This window comes from Agrobacterium sp. SORGH_AS_0745 (assembly GCF_030818995.1).
GTDB lineage: Bacteria > Pseudomonadota > Alphaproteobacteria > Rhizobiales > Rhizobiaceae > Agrobacterium > Agrobacterium tumefaciens.
In genome coordinates, this window is the sequence record NZ_JAUTBI010000003.1 from 2,045,779 (window position 1) to 2,066,117 (window position 20,339).

Annotated in this window: 19 protein-coding genes; 14 read left to right on the forward strand and 5 right to left on the reverse strand. The window is 59.3% G+C overall.

Annotation, left to right across the window (positions count from 1 at the left end; translation table 11 throughout):
* Positions 1 to 125 precede the first annotated feature (125 nt).
* The 7 genes from pdhA (at position 126) to lipA (ending at position 7,561) form a co-directional block, all read left to right on the forward strand.
* A complete protein-coding gene (pdhA, locus tag QE432_RS19715) occupies positions 126 to 1,169 on the forward strand; it encodes a pyruvate dehydrogenase (acetyl-transferring) E1 component subunit alpha (RefSeq protein WP_003512874.1) in 1,044 nt (347 codons plus the stop codon).
* 18 nt (positions 1,170 to 1,187) lie between these two features.
* Entirely contained in the window at positions 1,188 to 2,609 is a 1,422-nt protein-coding gene (locus tag QE432_RS19720) for a pyruvate dehydrogenase complex E1 component subunit beta (protein WP_003512876.1), read from the forward strand.
* 14 nt (positions 2,610 to 2,623) lie between these two features.
* On the forward strand, positions 2,624 to 3,994 hold the full coding sequence (locus QE432_RS19725; protein WP_306625388.1) for a pyruvate dehydrogenase complex dihydrolipoamide acetyltransferase: 1,371 nt from the start codon (positions 2,624 to 2,626) through the stop codon (positions 3,992 to 3,994).
* 12 nt (positions 3,995 to 4,006) lie between these two features.
* Positions 4,007 to 4,651, forward strand: a complete 645-nt coding sequence (locus QE432_RS19730; protein ID WP_003512881.1) for an SGNH/GDSL hydrolase family protein — start codon at positions 4,007 to 4,009, stop codon at positions 4,649 to 4,651.
* A 58-nt stretch (positions 4,652 to 4,709) separates the two neighbouring features.
* Entirely contained in the window at positions 4,710 to 6,155 is a 1,446-nt protein-coding gene (gene lpdA / locus QE432_RS19735) for a dihydrolipoyl dehydrogenase (protein WP_013636031.1), read from the forward strand.
* A gap of 81 nt (positions 6,156 to 6,236) precedes the next feature.
* Complete coding sequence (locus QE432_RS19740) at positions 6,237 to 6,485, forward strand: GlsB/YeaQ/YmgE family stress response membrane protein (protein ID WP_003512885.1); 249 nt, start codon at positions 6,237 to 6,239, stop codon at positions 6,483 to 6,485.
* Positions 6,486 to 6,589: 104 nt separating this feature from the next.
* Positions 6,590 to 7,561, forward strand: a complete 972-nt coding sequence (gene lipA, locus QE432_RS19745; RefSeq protein WP_003512887.1) for a lipoyl synthase — start codon at positions 6,590 to 6,592, stop codon at positions 7,559 to 7,561.
* Positions 7,562 to 7,639: 78 nt separating this feature from the next.
* Here the strand turns inward: lipA and QE432_RS19750 are convergent, their stop codons facing one another.
* From QE432_RS19750 to QE432_RS19760, 3 genes are all read right to left on the reverse strand, one after another.
* Complete coding sequence (locus tag QE432_RS19750) at positions 7,640 to 8,569, reverse strand: DMT family transporter (protein ID WP_019565544.1); 930 nt, start codon at positions 8,567 to 8,569, stop codon at positions 7,640 to 7,642.
* Between the two features lie 95 nt (positions 8,570 to 8,664).
* Positions 8,665 to 9,399 (reverse strand): helix-turn-helix transcriptional regulator, encoded by a 735-nt coding sequence (locus tag QE432_RS19755; protein WP_306625391.1) that lies wholly within the window; start codon positions 9,397 to 9,399, stop codon positions 8,665 to 8,667.
* 114 nt (positions 9,400 to 9,513) lie between these two features.
* Positions 9,514 to 9,690 (reverse strand): hypothetical protein, encoded by a 177-nt coding sequence (locus QE432_RS19760; protein WP_003512893.1) that lies wholly within the window; start codon positions 9,688 to 9,690, stop codon positions 9,514 to 9,516.
* Between the two features lie 248 nt (positions 9,691 to 9,938).
* On the opposite strand from QE432_RS19760, the gene QE432_RS19765 reads away from it, so the two are divergent.
* Both QE432_RS19765 and QE432_RS19770 read left to right on the forward strand, forming a co-directional pair.
* Positions 9,939 to 10,508 carry an AAA family ATPase gene (locus QE432_RS19765; protein ID WP_111803678.1) on the forward strand — a complete coding sequence of 190 codons (570 nt, stop codon included), beginning with the start codon at positions 9,939 to 9,941 and terminating at the stop codon, positions 10,506 to 10,508.
* Positions 10,509 to 10,517: 9 nt separating this feature from the next.
* A complete protein-coding gene (locus QE432_RS19770) occupies positions 10,518 to 10,973 on the forward strand; it encodes a type II toxin-antitoxin system RatA family toxin (protein ID WP_003512897.1) in 456 nt (151 codons plus the stop codon).
* On the opposite strand, the gene QE432_RS19775 is transcribed toward QE432_RS19770, so the two are convergent.
* Both QE432_RS19775 and QE432_RS19780 read right to left on the reverse strand, forming a co-directional pair.
* The gene (locus QE432_RS19775; protein WP_038490894.1) at positions 10,955 to 11,464 is read right to left on the reverse strand and encodes a CinA family protein; all 510 of its coding nucleotides are present in this window, start codon (positions 11,462 to 11,464) and stop codon (positions 10,955 to 10,957) included. The genes QE432_RS19770 and QE432_RS19775 overlap by 19 nt on opposite strands.
* On the reverse strand, positions 11,461 to 12,648 hold the full coding sequence (locus tag QE432_RS19780) for a bifunctional 2-C-methyl-D-erythritol 4-phosphate cytidylyltransferase/2-C-methyl-D-erythritol 2,4-cyclodiphosphate synthase (protein ID WP_306625394.1): 1,188 nt from the start codon (positions 12,646 to 12,648) through the stop codon (positions 11,461 to 11,463). The genes QE432_RS19775 and QE432_RS19780 overlap by 4 nt, the downstream gene beginning before the upstream one ends.
* Positions 12,649 to 12,953: 305 nt before the next feature.
* Between QE432_RS19780 and dusB the strand changes: the two genes are divergently transcribed.
* The 5 genes from dusB to ntrX all read left to right on the forward strand — a co-directional run bounded on the left by dusB (position 12,954) and on the right by ntrX (position 20,298).
* Entirely contained in the window at positions 12,954 to 13,940 is a 987-nt protein-coding gene (gene dusB, locus QE432_RS19785) for a tRNA dihydrouridine synthase DusB (RefSeq protein ID WP_272870597.1), read from the forward strand.
* The gene (locus QE432_RS19790; protein ID WP_003512904.1) at positions 13,937 to 15,085 is read left to right on the forward strand and encodes a two-component system sensor histidine kinase NtrB; all 1,149 of its coding nucleotides are present in this window, start codon (positions 13,937 to 13,939) and stop codon (positions 15,083 to 15,085) included. Before dusB ends, QE432_RS19790 begins: the two co-directional genes overlap by 4 nt.
* Complete coding sequence (gene ntrC / locus QE432_RS19795; protein WP_003512914.1) at positions 15,082 to 16,533, forward strand: nitrogen regulation protein NR(I); 1,452 nt, start codon at positions 15,082 to 15,084, stop codon at positions 16,531 to 16,533. Before QE432_RS19790 ends, ntrC begins: the two co-directional genes overlap by 4 nt.
* A 149-nt stretch (positions 16,534 to 16,682) precedes the next feature.
* Positions 16,683 to 18,944 (forward strand): sensor histidine kinase NtrY-like, encoded by a 2,262-nt coding sequence (locus QE432_RS19800; RefSeq protein ID WP_003512916.1) that lies wholly within the window; start codon positions 16,683 to 16,685, stop codon positions 18,942 to 18,944.
* A complete protein-coding gene (gene ntrX, locus QE432_RS19805; RefSeq protein ID WP_003512918.1) occupies positions 18,934 to 20,298 on the forward strand; it encodes a nitrogen assimilation response regulator NtrX in 1,365 nt (454 codons plus the stop codon). Before QE432_RS19800 ends, ntrX begins: the two co-directional genes overlap by 11 nt.
* Positions 20,299 to 20,339: the final 41 nt, after the last annotated feature.

Here is a 20,339-nt window from a genome sequence, read left to right on the forward strand (position 1 = left end):
TGTGATTTATTCACAGCACTTTAGCGTGAATATGTGCCATGCGTTTAAAGCATTGCTGCATGGCATTTTCTTGCATATGGTACGCGCCAATCTATCCATTCAAACGGCAACTCAGGGAGGGATGAATGGCGCCGCGAAAAACCGCGTCCGTATCCGGCCGAAAGACAACGGCAAAGGCTGCAGGCGAATTCACCGGTAAGAACAGCCCGGACTTTTCGAAGGAAGAAGAGCTTCACGCCTATCGTGAGATGCTTCTCATCCGTCGCTTCGAGGAAAAAGCCGGCCAGCTTTACGGCATGGGCTTCATCGGTGGTTTCTGTCACCTCTACATCGGTCAGGAAGCCGTTGTTGTCGGCATGCAGATGTCTCAGAAGGAAGGCGATCAGGTCATCACCGCTTACCGTGACCACGGCCATATGTTGGCTCTGGGCATGAGCGCGCGTGGCGTCATGGCCGAATTGACCGGTCGCAAGGGCGGCCTGTCGAAAGGCAAGGGCGGCTCGATGCACATGTTCTCCAAGGAGAAACATTTCTACGGCGGCCACGGCATCGTCGGTGCGCAGGTTTCGCTCGGAACCGGTCTTGCCTTCGCCAATAAATATCGCGGCAACGACAATGTCTCCGTGACCTATTTCGGTGACGGCGCCGCCAACCAGGGTCAGGTCTACGAGAGCTTCAACATGGCCGCTCTCTGGAAACTGCCGATCATCTATATCGTTGAAAACAACCGTTACGCCATGGGCACCTCGACCGCCCGCGCCACCGCACAGTCGAACTATTCGCTGCGCGGCCAGTCCTTCGGCATTCCCGGCATCCAGGTGGATGGCATGGATGTGCGCGCCGTAAAGGCCGCCGCCGATCAGGCGCTGGAACATTGCCGCTCTGGCAAGGGTCCGATCATTCTTGAAATGCTGACCTACCGTTACCGTGGTCACTCCATGTCCGACCCGGCGAAATACCGTTCGAAAGACGAAGTGCAGAAGATGCGCTCCGAACATGACCCGATTGAGCAGGTCAAGGCACGGCTTCTGGAGCAGGGCTGGGCAAGCGAAGACGAGTTGAAGGCCATCGACAAGGATGTCCGTGATATTGTCGCCGATAGCGCAGACTTCGCCCAGAACGACCCAGAGCCGGATGTATCCGAGCTCTACACCGACATTCTGCTCTGATCGGGAAAGGGGAAACCCATGCCAGTAGAAATTCTTATGCCCGCCCTTTCCCCGACCATGGAGGAAGGCACGCTTTCCAAATGGCTTAAAAAGGAAGGCGACAAGGTCACATCCGGCGACGTGATTGCCGAGATCGAGACCGACAAGGCGACCATGGAAGTGGAAGCTGTGGATGAAGGTGTTATCGGCAAGCTGCTGATCGACGCCGGCACCGAAGGCGTCAAGGTCAACACGCCGATCGCCGTTCTCATCCAGGAAGGCGAAAGCGCTGCCGACATCTCTTCTTCCGCCAAGAAGGAAGAGCCGAAGGCTGAAGCTGCAAATTCCGATTCGGATGCCGCAGGCGGCAAGACCCGCGAAGCATCCGAGGAGCCGAGCGCAGCCAAGGAAGCCGCAAAGGTTCCGGCAGCACCTAAGATCGAAGTCGCTGCCGATCCGGATATTCCTGAAGGCACGGAAATGGTGATGACGACGGTGCGTGAAGCGCTTCGCGACGCCATGGCCGAAGAAATGCGCGCCGACGAAAAAGTCTTCGTCATGGGTGAGGAAGTCGCCGAATATCAGGGCGCTTACAAGATTACCCAAGGCCTGTTGCAGGAATTCGGCGAGCGCCGCGTTATCGACACCCCGATCACCGAGCACGGTTTCGCCGGTATCGGCGTCGGTGCGGCAATGACGGGCCTGCGGCCCATCGTCGAATTCATGACCTTCAACTTCGCCATGCAGGCGATCGACCAGATCGTCAACTCGGCTGCGAAGACGCTTTACATGTCGGGCGGCCAGATGGGTGCGCCGATGGTGTTCCGTGGCCCCTCGGGTGCTGCTGCCCGCGTTGGCGCTCAGCATTCGCAATGTTACGCCGCATGGTACAGCCATATTCCGGGCCTCAAGGTCGTCATGCCCTACACGGCAGCGGACGCCAAGGGTCTCCTGAAGGCAGCCATCCGTGACCCGAATCCGGTCATCTTCCTTGAGAACGAAATTCTCTACGGCCAGAGCTTCGAAGTGCCGAAGCTCGACGATTTCGTGCTGCCGATCGGCAAGGCGCGCATTCACCGCAAGGGCAAGGATGCGACGATCGTTTCCTTCGGCATCGGCATGACCTACGCAATCAAGGCTGTTGCGGAACTCGAAAAGCTCGGCATCGACGTCGAACTGATCGACCTTCGCACCATCCGTCCGATGGATCTGCCCACCGTCATCGAATCGGTCAAGAAGACCGGTCGTCTGGTCACCGTCGAGGAAGGCTTCCCGCAGTCATCGGTTGGTGACTTCATCGCCAACCAGGTCATGCGTGCCGCTTTCGATTATCTCGATGCGCCGATCCTGACGATTGCCGGCAAAGACGTTCCGATGCCTTACGCGGCAAACCTCGAAAAGCTGGCTTTGCCGAACGTCGATGAAGTCGTTCAGGCTGTCAAAACCGTCTGCTACAAGTAAGGGGAGGCGTTTCGATGCCGATAAACATCACCATGCCTGCCCTTTCTCCCACCATGGAAGAGGGCAATCTGGCCAAGTGGCTGGTCAAGGAAGGCGACAAGGTCGCACCCGGTGACGTGATCGCCGAGATCGAGACCGACAAGGCAACCATGGAAGTGGAAGCCGTCGATGAGGGCACGGTCGCCAAGCTCGTGGTTCCCGCAGGCACGGAAGCGGTCAAGGTCAACGCCCTGATCGCTATCCTCGCCGCCGATGGCGAGGATGTGGCTGAGGCAGCAAAGGGTGGCAATGCTGCTCCTGCCGCGTCCCAGGCCAAAGCCGAGGCTCCGAATCAGGAAGCTGCAAAGGCCGAAGCGCCAAAGGAAGAAGCTGTCCCGGCCAAGGCTGAAAAGCCAGCTGCCGACCAGGCCTCCGCACCTTCCACCCCGGCCCCGGTTGCAAAATCCGGCGAGCGCATCTTCGCTTCGCCGCTTGCGCGCCGTCTCGCAAAGGAAGCCGGTCTCGACCTCACGGCTGTGTCCGGTTCAGGCCCGCATGGCCGCATCGTCAAGACAGACGTGGAAAAGGCCGCCGCTTCCGGTGGTGCGAAGGCAGCTCCTGCCGCCGCAGCATCCGCAGCCGCACCGGCTGCCGCACTTGCCAAGGGCCCGTCCGAAGAAGCTGTTCTCAAGCTGTTCGAACCCGGTTCTTACGAACTGGTGCCGCATGACGGTATGCGCAAGGTCATCGCCAAGCGTCTGGTCGAATCCAAGCAGACCGTTCCGCATTTCTACGTTTCGGTGGATTGCGAACTGGATACGCTTCTGGCGCTGCGCGCCCAGCTCAACGCCGCCGCTCCCGAAAAGGACGGCAAGCCCGCCTACAAGCTTTCGGTCAACGACATGGTCATCAAGGCGCTGGCTCTCGCGCTGCGCGATGTGCCTGATGCCAACGTCTCCTGGACGGAAAGCAACATGGTCAAGCACAAGCATTCGGATGTCGGCGTTGCCGTTTCCATTCCGGGTGGCTTGATCACGCCGATCATCCGCAAGGCGGAAGAGAAGTCGCTCTCCACCATCTCCAACGAGATGAAGGACTACGGCAAGCGCGCCAAGGAGCGCAAGCTGAAGCCCGAGGAGTATCAGGGCGGCACGACGGCCGTGTCCAACATGGGCATGATGGGCGTCAAGAGCTTCTCCGCCGTCATCAACCCGCCGCACGCCACCATTCTGGCAGTCGGCGCGGGCGAACAGCGTGCTGTCGTGAAGAACGGCGAGATCAAGATCGCCAATGTCATGACGGTTACGCTCTCTACCGACCACCGTTGCGTCGATGGCGCGCTCGGAGCCGAGCTGATCGGTGCCTTCAAGCGCTATATCGAAAACCCGATGGGCATGCTGGTTTGATCGGAGAGTGAGATGGTGAAGTCGGTCCTCTGCTTTGGCGATTCCCTGACATGGGGATCAGATGCGGAAACGGGTGGCCGGCACAGCCATGACGATCTTTGGCCGAGCGTCTTGCAAAAGGCGCTCGGGCCTGATGTGAAGGTGATCCACGAAGGGCTGGGTGGACGAACCACCGCCTATGATGATCATACCGCTGATTGCGATCGCAACGGCGCAAGGCTCTTGCCGACGCTTCTGCACAGCCACGCGCCGCTTGATCTGGTCATCATCATGCTCGGCACCAACGACTTGAAACCGTCGATTCATGGCTCGGCCATCGTCGCGATGAAGGGTGTGGAGCGGCTGGTCAAACTGGTGCGCAACCATGTCTGGCAGGTGCCGGACTGGGAAGCGCCGGATGTTCTGATCGTCGCGCCGCCGCAACTGTGCGAAACGGCCAACCCCGTGATGGGCGCTATCTTTCGCGATGCGATCGATGAATCGGCGATGCTCGCGCCGGTCTACCGGGATTTGGCCGACGATCTCGATTGCGGATTTTTCGATGCGGGGTCAGTTGCCCGCACGACGCCCGTAGACGGCGTTCATCTCGATGCTGAAAACACGCGGGCCATCGGGCGCGGGCTGGAGCCCGTCGTTCGCATGATGCTCGGACTTTGACAACAATTCTCGTTTCGGAACGGCATGCCGTGACCCGATAGGACAAGGCAGGATACCTATGGCTCAATCTTATGACGTCATCATCATCGGTTCGGGACCGGGCGGTTATATTGCCGCGATTCGCGCAGCCCAGCTCGGCATGAAGGTTGCCGTGGTCGAGCGCGAGCACCTCGCAGGCATCTGCTCCAACTGGGGCTGCATTCCCACCAAGGCGCTGCTGCGCACCGCCGATGTCTTGCATACGGCTCAGCACGCCAAGGATTACGGCCTGACGCTCGAAGGCTCGATCAAGCCTGATGTCAAGGCGATCGTTGATCGTTCGCGCGGCATCGCGCACCGCATGAACAACGGCGTCGGCTTCCTGTTCAAGAAGAACAAGGTCGATATCATCTGGGGCGAGGCCAAGATCACCAAGCCCGGTGAAATCGTGGTTTCCAAGACCCAGAAGAAGCCCGTCGAACCGATGGGCCCGGTTCCGAAGAACACGCTCGGCGAGGGCACCTATACCGCCAAGCACATCATCGTCGCCACAGGCGCCCGCCCGCGCGCGCTTCCAGGCATCGAACCGGATGGCAAGCTGATCTGGACCTATTTCGAGGCAATGAAGCCGGAAGAACTGCCGAAGTCGCTGCTCGTCATGGGTTCCGGCGCCATCGGCATCGAATTCGCCAGCTTCTACCGCACCATGGGTGTCGACGTTACCGTCGTTGAAATCATGAGCCAGGTGATGCCGGTCGAAGATGCGGAGATCTCTGCCTTCGCCAAGAAGCAGCTGGAGAAGCAGGGCATCAAGTTCCATCTGGAAACCAAGGTTGCCAAGGTCGAGAAGGCTGCTAATTCGGTTACTGCGACGCTCGAGAAGAAGGACGGTTCTTCCGAGAAGATCACCGCTGACCGGATGATTTCGGCTGTCGGCGTCGTCGCCAACATCGAAGGCATCGGCCTTGAGGCCGTCGGCGTGAAGACCGATCGCGGCTTCATCGTCATCGACGGTTACGGCAAGACCAACGTGCCTGGCGTCTACGCCATCGGCGATGTCGCCGGCCCGCCGCTGCTCGCCCACAAGGCCGAGCATGAGGCCGTGATCTGCGTTGAAAAGATCGCCGGTCTGCCGAATGTTCACCCGATGGACAAGCTCAAGATCCCCGGCTGCACCTATTGCAACCCGCAGGTCGCCTCTGTTGGTCTCACCGAAGCCAAGGCGAAGGAACTGGGCCGCGATATTCGCGTCGGCCGCTTCTCCTTTGCGGCCAACGGCAAGGCCGTGGCGCTCGGTGAAGATCAGGGCATGGTCAAGACCATCTTCGACAAGAAGACAGGCGAATTGATCGGCGCGCACATGGTTGGTGCGGAAGTCACCGAACTCATTCAGGGCTTCGTGGTCGCCATGAACCTCGAGACCACCGAAGAGGAACTGATGCACACGATCTTCCCGCATCCGACCATTTCCGAGTCGATGAAGGAAAGCGTGCTCGACGCCTACGGACGTGTGCTGAACGCATGAGTGCCCCGTGATGCCCGGCATTGTCTAACCGTGCCGGGTGTCCCATATGTCTCAACGCTGGTTCTATAAGGGAGCGCGGGAATGGAAAATATCGGCTGGATTGCGGCAATCATCATCGGCGGTCTTGCCGGCTGGCTCGCCGGCAAACTCATGGATATGCGTTTCGGCATCTTCATGAATATAGTTCTCGGCATCGTCGGTTCGGTGGTTGCCGTTGCGGTGCTGAGAACCTTCGACGTTTTCGTACAGGACAGCAGGCTCGGTTATTTCGTAACGTCCTTCATCGGCGCCAGCCTGTTGTTGTTCATGGCTAAGCTGGTACGGCGCTGACTAGGCTTCGTGCCCGGAAGGGGCTTACGCTTTTTCTGGAATTGTTCTAAAGCATCGCGTCAATAAATGTGATGATCGCGGCAAGCGATAGAAACAGGTTTCTTATGGTCACTATTCTCGACAGGACTTCGTCCGAAGAAAAGCGTATCCGCCACCCGGAAAAGGCCCATCGGCCTGATACCGAGGTCATGCGCAAGCCGGAATGGATCCGCGTCAAGGCGCCGACATCCAAGGGCTACCACGAGACGCGCGAACTGGTGCGCAGTCACAAGCTTGTGACGGTGTGCGAGGAAGCCGGCTGTCCAAATATCGGCGAATGCTGGGACAAGAAACACGCGACCTTCATGATCATGGGTGAGATCTGCACCCGTGCCTGCGCCTTCTGCAACGTCGCGACCGGCAAGCCCAATGCGCTTGACATGGACGAGCCGGAAAACGTCGCCAAGGCCGTCAAGCAGATGGGACTCAGCCACGTCGTCATTACCTCGGTTGACCGCGACGATCTTGCCGATGGCGGCGCGGAGCACTTCGAAAAGGTGATCTGGGCGATCCGCGCTGCGTCTCCCAACACCACCATCGAAATTCTGACCCCGGACTTCCTGAAGAAGCCCGGCGCGCTGGAGCGTGTCGTCGCGGCGAAGCCCGATGTCTTCAACCACAATATGGAAACCGTTCCCGGCAATTACCTCACGGTTCGCCCCGGTGCGCGTTATTTCCATTCCGTGCGCCTGTTGCAGCGCGTCAAGGAACTGGACCCCACCATGTTCACCAAATCAGGCATCATGGTCGGCCTTGGCGAAGAGCGCAACGAAGTGCTGCAGCTGATGGACGATCTGCGCAGTGCTGACGTGGACTTCCTTACGATTGGCCAGTATCTGCAGCCGACACGCAAGCACCACAAGGTCGAGGCTTACGTCACGCCGGAGGAATTCAAATCCTATGAGACGGTCGCCTATACCAAGGGCTTCCTGATGGTCTCCTCCAGCCCGCTGACGCGTTCTTCCCACCACGCGGGCGACGATTTTGCACGCCTGCGCGCAGCCCGCGAGAAGAAGCTTCTGGCCGCTGCGGAGTAAGTGGGCGGGGCGGGCAATTTCTCTCACACGTCATCCTTGGGCTTGTCCCGAGGATGACGTTGCGGCTTTCACCTGAAGTCAGGCCACAACCTTCTCCGGCCGATGCGCGCGCATGCACAGGATGACGCTCAGCACGACTGAGCAAATCGCCAGGACTTCGACGATTGTTGGTCCACGACCTTCCCAGAGGAAACCATAGAGCAAGGCAAAGAGCGTCTCGAACAGGATCATCTGCCCAACCATGGTGAGCGGCAGCAGGCGGCTCATGCGGTTCCAGAGAGCATTTCCGAGAATGGATGCGGTGAAACCCAGACCGGCGGCGATGGCCGCAAAATGCAGCCAGTCCTTGGAGCTATGGCTTTCCCCGCCGAAAGCGAAGGCCGGTATGGCGAGCGCCAGCGCCAGCCCGCCGGTCACCACACCCGTCATCATGTTCCAGTCGTCGGCGCTGACATCATGAAGGCGTGACAGCCAGCGGGCATTGCCAACCGCAAAGGCCGTCCATGAGGCGAGCGCGCCAAGCGCACAGGCCAGCCCGATGAGGCGGGATACATCCAGCCCCGCATCGCTTTCCGTCAGCGACTGCCAGGATATGCCGATAATGCCGATTGCGCCAAAGGCGAGCGACGGCCACAGACGCTTGAGCGATACCGCGCCATGATCGCGCGTGCCGATGATGGTGACGGCAACCGGCAGGAAGCCGATGATGATGGACGTGAAGGCAACGCCGCTCAGTTTCACCGCCGTTGATATGAAGACATAATAGGCGATGTTGCCGATCATGCTCAGCCAGCCGAGCGCGATCCATTCGCGCGCACCGAAATGGGCAGATACCCGTTTCAGGCGCGGTCCGATGATGATGAGCGAAATCAGCCCGTATGTCAGGTAACGGGCCGTCGACAGTTGCAGGGCGGAAAAATCCGGTACGAGTTTCGGGGCGAGAAAGATCGCACCCCAGAGAGCGCCCGCCATCATGCCGTAGATAACACCGAGGCTTGTCTTGTTCATGTCATGTCACATCCGCATTCACGATTGCCCGCGATGTGCCACAGCCACGTACGGCTGTCTTGACAAAAACTCCTGAGAGAAGAGGTGCTGTGCTTTCAGTGAATTCCGAAGGCCCGGCGATAAGCGGCAGGCGTTTTGCCCATCGCGTTGCGCATGGCGCGCGTCAGTGCCGTCTGGTCGGAGAAGCCGGCCCGCAAGGCAATTTCCGCAATCGGCAATGTGGAGTGGCGCAGCAATGCGCAGACCTTGTCCATGCGCAGCTCTGCAAGCCAGCGGTGAGGAGGGAGGCTGAACTCTTCCAGAAACAGCGCATGCAGGCGGCTATCGCTGATCGCGGCGCAGGATGCGAGCGTCTCGATGGTCCAGGGGAAAAATGGCTCCGCTCTGACGATCTTGCCCAGCGCATGCAGGCGGTGGCGGATATCGGTCTTTTCAGTCGCAAGGCTGTCGATCAGGAGCGGTGCCCAGAGGTTGGCAATATCCGCACGCGGCCCATCCGATCCGATGACGCCGCGCATGTAAGCGATCAGCTGCCGTGTATCCCGTGCGATATCGAGAAACGGCTTGTGGACAAATCTCTCCAGCACCTGTTCGGGAACAGCAGTTTCGTCGATATCGACCACCAGCGACCGGTTGATCGTCGTCGCTTCCTGCGTGTGCGATGTGTTGGGATGAATGAAGACCGCGCGCCCGGTGGACAATTCGTCCTGTAGCCCTGCTACATCGATCCGCAGACATCCCGAGACCGGAAGAACGATCTGCACGAAGCCGTGCCGTTCCTTCGGTCTTTCCTGCGTATAGGTCCTGATATCGGCGGATGCGGCGATCATGAGATTGTCATTTCCATCGTGAAAAGAAACGGCCGCCTCGAAAAGCGGCCGGTTTCAGTCCTGATTATGACATCGTCTTGAAGATTGGGCCAGCCGGCTTTATCGAGCCGGCGTCTAACATTCTTCCTTGGCGGTCGATTCGCCGCGTTTGCGCTTGCGCAAAACCGGCTTGTTCTCTCTCGCCTCGCATTTCGCAACGTCGATGAGATAGGCAAGCATCGGCATTTCGTTCATCGATGCAAGTTGCTTGGCGGATTCGAGAAGGTTGATGATGTTGGAAAAATCGTCCATCGGCTCACTCAGTGGCTCAAAGCGGGTTATGTGGGTGTGAACCCAGGGATGAATAAGCGCGGTGAAAATGGGAGGTTCCAGCGCCGTTGCATCCCATGGGTGTAATATTAGTCGCAAATAAATAGCAATCCCTGCGAGGGGGTTGCAATAGTTAAATTTCCGTAACATCGGACGCCGCGGCCATGCCGCCGCAGAATAATAGCCGCGCTATTTAAAAATGGCATGGTGGCGAAGACGAGGTTTATTCGATGCCGAACTATCTTGAAAAGGTGGAGGACGCGGCCGCGATTATCGCATCTGCGCAGCGTATTTCGGTCGTTGGTTGCTCCGGAGGCGGAAAATCGACGCTTTCCCGGAAGCTCGTAAGACGCTTTGGATTTGAATACATTTCCATGGATCGCGCTATTTTCTGGTTGCCAGGCTGGCAGGCACGCCCGCGCCAAGAACAGCGGCAAAGGATTGCCGCCATCGTCACCAAAGACCGGTGGCTGATGGACGGCAGCAATCCATCGTCTTTCGACATGCGTCTGCCGAGATCCGACATCGTCCTTTGGGTGCGCATGCCGCGCTGGCTTTGCCTTTGGGGCGCCATCACCCGGATTGCCAAGGGGTATGGCAAGGCGCGTCCTGAAATGGCTGAAGGGTGCCCCGAAAGACTGGATCTCGATTTCCTGCGCTATATCTGGAATTTCGAACGCCGGCACGCCCCGATCTTCGAGCAGAATTTCGCGCTTTATGGTCCCAACGTGCCGGTATTCCAGCTTAAAAGCCGAAAACAGCTTCGCCGCCTTCTTGATCTTCTTGTTATCGAGGATTAACTCCCGCTCATGCCACAGTTCGAAACGCATCGCCTTGTAAAACACTCGCCCGACCGCATGTACGACCTCGTCGCCGATGTGGAGAAGTATCCGCAGTTTCTGCCGCTTTGCGAAGCGCTGGTCATCCGCTCGCGCAAGGAGCGGGACGGCAAGACCCTGCTGGTGGCAGATATGACGGTGGGCTACAAGGCCATTCGCGAGACCTTCACCACGCAGGTGCTGCTGAACCCGGCAGAGCGCGCCATCGACGTGAAATATATCGACGGCCCGTTCAAATATCTCGACAATCGCTGGCGTTTTGAAGCCTCCGCAGAGGGCGGCTCGGCCATTCATTTTTTCATCGAGTATGAATTCAAGAACCGGCTGCTCGGTGCGGTCATGGGATCGATGTTCGACAGGGCCTTCCGCATGTTCGCCGAAGCCTTCGAGACCCGCGCCGATAAAATCTACGCGGACCCAGCCTGATTGAGGGTAATCAGCATCTCGAGCGCCGTTCTGATGGTTGCAAGACGGATTTCCGTGCGCCCGATCTCTCCGTAGTGCATTTCATGGTGCAGGATTTTACCGCTGCGCGCCCTGGCGGCCAGATGCACCAGCCCCACCGGTTTTTCAGCCGAACCTCCGCCCGGACCGGCAATGCCGGTCACGGCTACGGCAAAATCCGCCCGGGAACGAAATAGCGCGCCATGCGCCATTTGCAGCGCGGTCTGTCGGGATACGGCGCCGAAATTCGCCAGCGTCTCAGTTCCAACCCCAAGCATGTCCATCTTGGCCTGGTTCGTGTAGGTGACGAAGCCGCGATCGACGACGGCAGAAGAGCCGGCGATTTCCGTCAGCGAACCAGCAATCAGGCCGCCCGTACAGCTTTCCGCCGTCGAGACCATGAAGCCGCCGGCGGTAAAGTCAGAAATGATCCGCCGAGCCAGTTCTTCTATATCCGCAGGAAACAGGCTCATAGCGGTCTGCCCTTGTAGACCACAGTGGCAGTGGCAATCGCAGCAATACCTTCGCGGCGGCCGACGAAGCCGATCGTCTCGTTGGTGGTAGCCTTGACCGAGCAGCGCTCCAGCGCGATGCCGAGAATGTCGGAAAGCGCCTCACGCATGGCCTGCCGATGCGGTCCGATGCGCGGCGCTTCGGCAATCAGCGAGACATCGGCATTCATGATCGTGCCGCCATTGCCGCGGACTACCTTGGCCGCGTGTTCGAGGAAGATGCGCGAAGCGGCACCCTTCCATTGCGGATCGGAAGGCGGGAAGTGATCGCCTATGTCGCCAGCGCCGCAGGTGGCGAGCAGGGCATCCGTCAGCGCATGCAGCGCCACATCGGCATCCGAATGGCCTTTGAGTTTCTGGTCGTGTTCGATGAAGACGCCGCACAGCGTCACACCGTCTCCTGCTTCCAGCTGGTGCACGTCGTAACCATTGCCGGTGCGCACGTCAGGCAGTCCGTAGGAGAGCTTTTCATCGGCCATGGCGATATCCCGCTTGAGAGTGAGTTTCACATTGTCGACCGAGCCTTCGGTCAGCGTCACAGGCAGACTTGCCCATTCGGCGATCGAGGCGTCATCGGTAAAGTCGGTTTTTCCAGATGTGGCAGCAGCGCGATGCGCGGCGAGGATTTCGCCATAGCCGAAGCTTTGCGGTGTCTGCGCCGCATAAAGACCCTGCCTTGAAACCGTTTCCGCGACAGAATCGCCTGCGCCACGCTTCAGCGTATCAGTGACGGGCAGGGCAGGCAGAACGCCGACAGCGCCCGCCTTGTGCAGCGCCACGATGCGTTCCAGCATGTCAACGGCGATGAAAGGCCGCACGGCATCGTGGATCATCACATGTGTGAGGTCTAGCGCGGCCAGCGCTTCCAGACCAGCGAGCACCGATTGCTGCCGGGTTGCGCCGCCCGTGACGGTGACGATCCGCTCCCCGGCATTAAGCCGTTCAAGGATTGGTGACAGGAGTGCCGCATCGTCGGCATGGATAACGACCACGATAGGATATGTGTCTGCCCAGGCAAGAAAGGTCGACAATGTATGCTCGATCACGGCCCTGCCACCGATCGGGCGATATTGTTTCGGCCCTTCCTCGGGGGAGCCGGCTCTTTCTCCGCGTCCTGCGGCGACAACGACGATGCCGAGTTTCATAGTACTTTCCTGCATTGGTCTTATGCTTTGTGCGCAACCCTTAATGGTTGACAGTCCTGCTCTAGCGTTTCAAAACCCGAATGGCCAGCCCGATAAGCCGCCCACCCGCACCCACATGCCGCAGGATCGGTCATCCCGTTTGTTCAAACCTGCACAAATTGCCGCCGCCAGCAAAACAGGCAGGCAGGCCACGCGCAAATAAAAGGTGCAACCCTGTAAAAGTGCTTGGCAACTGCGCAAACACTGTCTAAAAATAATGCATATAACTCTTCTGCACGAAAGATCATCACTTGCCCCTTCCGGAGTTGTCAGTCCCGTTCAGCATCGGCTCAGTCGCGATCCGTAATCGCGCAGTGCTGGCGCCTATGTCGGGCGTGACAGATTTGCCTTTCCGTCAGCTCGCCTGGCGTTACGGCGCGGGCCTTGTGGTGACTGAAATGGTCGCAAGCCGGGAACTTGTCGCCAATCGTGGGGAATCCTGGGCGCGGCTTAAAAATGCCGGGATGGTTCCGCATATGGTGCAGCTCGCCGGACGCGAAGCGCATTTCATGGCGGAAGCGGCAAAAATTGCGGCTGACAATGGCGCTGGCATCATCGACATCAATATGGGGTGTCCGGCCAAGAAGGTTACGGGCGGTTACTCCGGTTCGGCCTTGATGCGGGATCCTGATCATGCGCTGTCGTTGATCGAGGCGACCGTCGGCGCGGTCGATGTGCCCGTGACGCTGAAGATGCGGCTCGGCTGGGATGAAAACACCATCAATGCACCCGAAATTGCTCGCCGCGCTCAAGCCGCCGGTGTCCAGCTGATCACCATTCACGGCCGCACCCGCATGCAGTTTTACGAAGGACGGGCGAACTGGGATGCCATTCGCGCCGTGCGCGAGGTGATTTCCGTGCCGCTGATCGCCAATGGCGATGTCGAGACCGCCGAAGATGCGCGTGAAATCCTCAGCCGTTCCGGCGCGGATGCCGTTATGGTCGGTCGCGGTGCACAGGGTCAACCCTGGCTGCCGGCGGTACTGGCCGGACATGCAGCGCCGCAACGCGCCGATATTGCCGATATCGCCGTCGAACATTACGACATGATGCTCGAATTTTATGGAAGGGAAGCCGGTCTTCGGCATGCCCGCAAACATCTGGGCTGGTATCTCGACCGTTTCGCGACGGAGATCGCCACCACCGACAAGGCTAGAATCATGACATCGCGTGATACGGGGGAAGTGGCTGATCTGCTGCGCTCCGCCCTTTGCGACAATGCGGGCGAAGAAGCCGCAAGGAAGGCCGCATGAGTGCTGATAAACACAGCCCGGCAGATGCGAACCCGCTCGCCATGGCGGTTCTGAACGCGGTGCAGAATCCCGTTATTCTGGTGGATGCCGAAGGTTTCATCGCTTTTGCCAATTGGGAAGCAGAAGCTTTTTTCGGGGCCAGCGCCTCCCATCTCGCTCGCTACCGCGTCTCCACCTTCATTCCCTTCGGCAGTCCGCTGCTTGCGCTGATCGATCAGGTGCGGGAACGCCGCGCGCCGGTAAATGAATATCGGGTCGATCTGAGCTCCCCCCGGCTTGGACAGGACAAGCTCGTCGATCTCTATGTCGCGCCTGTTGTCAGCGAGCCAGGGTCTGTTGTCGTCGTCTTCCAGGAACGGTCGATGGCTGACAAGATCGACCGGCAATTGACCCATCGGGCTGCTGCACGATCTGTCACCGGCCTTGCCTCGATGCTGGCGCATGAGATCAAGAACCCGCTTTCGGGCATTCGTGGTGCCGCGCAGCTTCTCGAGACATCGGTTGCCGATGAGGACCGTGCGCTGACGCGGCTGATCTGCGACGAGACCGATCGTATCGTCTCGCTGGTTGACCGCATGGAAGTGTTTTCCGACGAGCGTCCGGTGGACCGCGTGCCGGTCAACATCCATTCGGTGCTCGACCATGTGAAGGCCATAGCCAAGGCTGGCTTTGCCCGCAACATCAAGATTTCCGAGAATTATGATCCATCGCTGCCGGCGGTTTATGCCAATCGCGACCAGCTGGTGCAGGTCTTTCTCAATCTGGTGAAAAACGCGGCGGAAGCCGTCGGGAATCAGTCGGAGGGCGAGATCGTGCTGACGACGGCATATCGTCCCGGCATGCGCATGTCCGTGGCCGGCAGCCGCGAACGCATCTCGCTGCCGCTTGAGTTTTGCGTGCATGACAATGGGCCGGGAGTGCCGGCCGATCTCCTGCCGCATCTCTTCGACCCCTTCATTACCACCAAGACGAATGGTTCGGGCCTGGGTCTGGCGCTTGTCGCCAAACTGATCGGCGCCCATGGCGGCATTGTCGAATGCGACAGCCAGAACCATCGCACGACTTTCCGCGTATTGATGCCCGTCTCGCCTGAAGTGGCGCTGGACGACCGCATCTTGCCGAACTCGACAGGAAATGACAGATGACAGCTACTATCCTCGTCGCCGATGATGATGCCGCGATCCGCACCGTGCTTAATCAGGCGCTCAGCCGTGCCGGTTACGATGTGCGCATCACGTCCAATGCCGCAACGCTCTGGCGCTGGGTTTCTGCCGGCGAGGGCGATCTGGTCGTTACCGATGTCGTGATGCCCGATGAAAACGCCTTCGATCTGCTTCCGCGCATCAAGAAGGCCCGCCCGGACCTGCCGGTTCTTGTGATGAGTGCCCAAAACACTTTCATGACCGCGATCAAGGCCTCAGAAAAGGGCGCTTACGATTACCTGCCCAAGCCCTTCGACCTGACGGAGCTGATTGCCATCATCGGCCGCGCCCTGTCGGAGCCGAAGCGCAAGCCCGCCAAACTGGACGACGATATGCAGGACGGCATGCCGCTCGTCGGCCGCTCGGCCGCCATGCAGGAAATCTACCGGGTTCTCGCCCGCCTGATGCAGACCGACCTGACGCTGATGATTACCGGCGAATCCGGCACCGGCAAGGAACTGGTGGCGCGCGCGCTGCATGATTACGGCAAGCGCCGCAACGGCCCCTTCGTCGCCATCAACATGGCGGCAATCCCGCGTGATCTGATCGAATCCGAACTGTTCGGCCATGAGAAGGGCGCCTTCACCGGCGCGCAGAACCGCTCGACCGGCCGTTTCGAACAGGCCGAGGGCGGCACGCTGTTTCTCGACGAAATCGGCGATATGCCAATGGACGCCCAGACGCGGCTGCTGCGCGTATTGCAGCAGGGCGAATATACGACGGTGGGCGGACGCACGCCGATCAGGACCGATGTTCGCATCGTCGCCGCCACCAACAAGGACCTGAAGCAGTCGATCAACCAGGGCCTTTTCCGCGAAGACCTCTATTACCGCCTGAACGTCGTGCCGCTGCGGCTACCGCCGCTGCGCGACCGCGCTGAGGATATTCCCGATCTTGTGCGCCATTTCATCCAGACGGGTGAAAAGGAGGGGCTGGAAGGAAAGCGATTCGAGACCGAGGCGCTGGAAGTCATGAAAGCCTATGCCTGGCCCGGCAACGTGCGCGAACTCGAAAACCTGATCCGTCGCCTGATGGCGCTTTATCCGCAGGAAGTCATCACCCGCGAGATCATCGAGCAGGAATTGCAGTCGGATGTTCCAGACAGCCCGCTCGACAAGATGGCGGTCCGCACCGGCTCGTTGACCATTTCGCAGGCGGTCGAGGAAAACATGCGGGATTATTTCGCAAGTTTCGGCGAAGGCCTGCCGCCGCCGGGTCTCTACGACCGTGTTCTGCGCGAACTGGAATATCCGCTCATTCTCGCCGCCCTGACGGCGACGCGCGGTAACCAGATCAAGGCTGCCGATCTTCTTGGCCTCAACCGCAATACGCTGCGCAAGAAGATTCGCGAGCTTGGCGTTTCCGTGTATCGCAGCTCCCGCCCCAGCTGAGAATGTTGACAAGGCCACGGTTGTCGTTGCATTTTCGCCACATTGTGTTGCTTGGAAAACACTAGGATGGAGAGAGATTCGCCGGCACGAGGCGGATTTGCCCATTTTCATGAATGTGGTGCTGGCTAGCCAGCGATTGGGAGAAATGCATGCGGAAACCCGCCGCCGAAAAAGCCGTTGCCGAAGACGCAGCGGGAATGGTGGTAGCCGATCGCAGGATGTCTTTCGCTCTGCCGGGGCTGGTGCTTGCCGGTGTCGCCCTTGTTTGCGCCATACTGACACTTTTCGTGCTTCTGGGCGTAACACCGATTGCGCCGACATCGAATGTCGTCATCGCCTCGGTCGTCATCAATTCGGTCTTTGTGATCGGACTGATCTTTCTCATCGGTCGGGAAATCAACCGCCTGCTGAAAGCGCGGAAAAAGGGCAGGGCGGCGGCACGCTTGCATGTGCGCATCGTCGTGCTGTTTTCCATCGTTGCGATTACACCGGCCGTTCTCGTCGCCATCTTCGCCAGTCTGACGCTGAATGTCGGTCTCGACCGCTGGTTTGCGCTACGTACCCAGTCGATCGTCGATTCCTCCAGCAATATCGCCCAGGCCTATATGATGGAGAATGCCGGTTATCTTCAGGGACAGACCCTGTCGATGGCTACCGACCTCGACCGCAATCGCGCGCTCTTTTATCTCGACCGCACCGGCTTCGTCGATCTCATGACCCGTCAGGCCAAGGGCCGTGGTCTTCTCGGCGCATTCCTGGTGCAGGAAGACGGCGACGCCGTCGCGCAAGCCGATATCAAGACGGAAAAGCCGCTTCCGGCCATTCCGCACGATGCGCTTGAAAAGGCCGCCGCTGGTCAGCCAACCCTTATTCCGCCTGGTATCACCAATCTCGTCGGCGCCATCATCAAGCTCGAGGGCATCAGCGGTACGTTTCTTTACACCGTGCGTGCCGTCGATCCCAAGGTAATGGGCGCGATGCGGCTGATGGAAGAGAACCGCGCCGAATACAAGGCGATGGAGGCCGGCCGTGCGCCGTTGCAGATTGCGTTTGCAATCCTCTATCTCGGTTTCGCGCTGATCGTACTTCTGGCGGCGATCTGGACCGCGATTGCGGTAGCCGACCGTATCGTGCGTCCTATCCGTCTCCTCATCAGCGCCGCAGACAGTGTCGCCACCGGAAACATGCATGTGCTGGTTCCCGTTCGCGCCATCGATGGCGACGTTGGCCGCCTGTCGCGCACCTTCAACAAGATGGTCTCGGAACTGCGTAGCCAACAGGAACAGATCATTGAAGCGAAAGACGACATCGATGATCGCCGCCGCTTCATCGAGGCCGTATTGTCGGGCGTTACCGCGGCCGTTATCGGCATTGATGAAAACCGCAGGATCACCATCGTCAATCCTTCGGCTGAAGAATTCGTAGCGCTTTCCTCCGACCAGCTGATCGGCGCGCAACTATCTGATATCGCGCCTGAAATCGAAGAGGTCGTGACCGAGGCCAACACTTGGTCGCGCGGCAATTTCCGCAAGCAGATCAACATCATGCGGCGCGGCACCGAACGGACGCTCAATGTGCAGGTGACCCGTGAGGATGCACGCGACAGCCGCGACAGCTACGTCATCACGCTCGACGATATCACCGATCTCGTCATTGCCCAGCGCTCGACCGCCTGGTCCGACGTCGCGCGGCGTATTGCGCATGAGATCAAGAATCCTCTGACACCTATCCAGCTTTCCGCTGAGCGCATCAAACGCCGCTTCGGCAAGCAGATCGACGAGAACGATCGCGCCATCTTTGACCAGTGTACGGACACCATCGTCCGGCAGGTTGGTGACATCGGCCGGATGGTGGATGAATTCTCGGCCTTTGCGCGCATGCCGAAGCCCACGAAGGAAAAGTCGGACCTGCGTTCGATCTTGAAGGACGCGGCATTCCTGCGCGAAATAAGCGCCGCAGACACGAAATTCTCGACGGAATTTGGCGATGTCCCGCTGGAGGGCATGTTCGATGCCCGCATGCTGGGACAGGCGTTCGGCAATCTCATCAAGAATGCAACTGAAGCGATCGAGGCAGTGGAAGGCGAAAAGCGGCCAGGTAAAATCCTGGTGCGCGCATCCTTCGACGAGGCCAATTCGCGGTTCGTGGCTGACATCATCGACAATGGCAGAGGCCTGCCCGTCGAGAACCGTCACCGCATTCTCGAACCCTATATGACGATGCGGGACAAGGGCACGGGCCTCGGCCTCGCCATCGTCAAGAAAATCATCGAAGAGCATGGCGGGTATCTGGAACTCCACGATGCCCCGCCGGAGTTCGACCATGGCCACGGTGCCATGATCAGAGTGCTGCTGCCCTATATCGAGGCGGTCGGCGGCAAAAATAACAAGGAAGCAGCATATGGCGTCTGATATTCTGGTCGTGGATGACGAGGCGGACATTCGCGAAATCGTAGCGGGTATTCTTTCCGATGAAGGCCACGAGACGCGCATGGCGTTCGACAGCGACAGCGCGCTGGCCGCCATTTCCGAACGCGTTCCGCGTCTCATCTTTCTCGACATCTGGATGCAGGGGTCGAAGCTCGACGGTCTGGCCCTGCTGGACGAGATCAAGAGCCGCCATCCCGATATCCCTGTTGTGATGATTTCCGGTCACGGCAACATCGAAACCGCCGTCAACGCCATCAAGCGCGGCGCGTTCGATTTCATTGAGAAGCCGTTCAAGGCAGACCGCCTGATCCTGATTGCCGAACGCGCGCTGGAGAACTCCAAGCTGAAGCGGGAGGTGCAGGAACTCAAGAAGCGCACTGGCGATGCGGTTGAACTCGTCGGCGCGTCGCTTGCGGTTTCCCAACTTCGCCAGACCATTGACCGCGTGGCGCCCACCAACAGCCGCATCATGATTCTCGGCCCCTCCGGTTCCGGAAAGGAGCTGGTGGCGCGCATGGTGCACAAGAAATCCTCGCGTGCTACAGGACCTTTCGTTGCGCTGAACGCTGCGACCATCACGCCGGACCGCATGGAAATCGCCTTGTTCGGCACGGAAGGCCTGCCCGGGCAGCCGCGCAAGGTGGGCGCTCTGGAAGAGGCCCATCGCGGTGTTCTCTATCTCGATGAAGTCGGCGAGATGCCGCGCGAAACGCAGAACAAGATCCTGCGCGTGCTGGTCGATCAGCAGTTCGAGCGTGTCGGTGGCGGCAAGCGGGTAAAGGTGGATGTGCGCATCATCTCCTCGACCGCCCATCACCTCGAAAGCCTGATCGCCGAAGGCCAGTTCCGCGAAGATCTCTACCATCGCCTCGCCGTGGTGCCGGTGAAGGTGCCGGCGCTGTCCGAGCGGCGTGAGGATATTCCTTTCCTCGTAGACATGTTCATGCGGCAGATTTCCGAACAGGCCGGCATCCGCCCGCGCAAGATCGGCGATGACGCCATGGCCGTTCTCCAGACGCATGACTGGCCGGGTAACATTCGCCAGCTCCGCAACAATATCGAGCGGCTGATGATTCTGGCACGCCCCGAAGGCGGTGAGGCACCAATCTCGGCAGACATGTTGCCGGCGGATATTGGCGACATGCTGCCGAAGATTTCGGCGCAAGGCGATCAGCACATCATGACACTGCCGTTGCGCGAAGCACGTGAAATGTTCGAGCGGGACTATCTGGTCGCCCAGATCAACCGCTTCGGCGGCAATATTTCAAGAACGGCGGAATTTGTCGGCATGGAAAGATCGGCACTGCATCGCAAACTGAAATCTCTCGGCGTATAAGACACGAAGGCCCAAGTCGTCGTAATCGATTATTCCGTCAG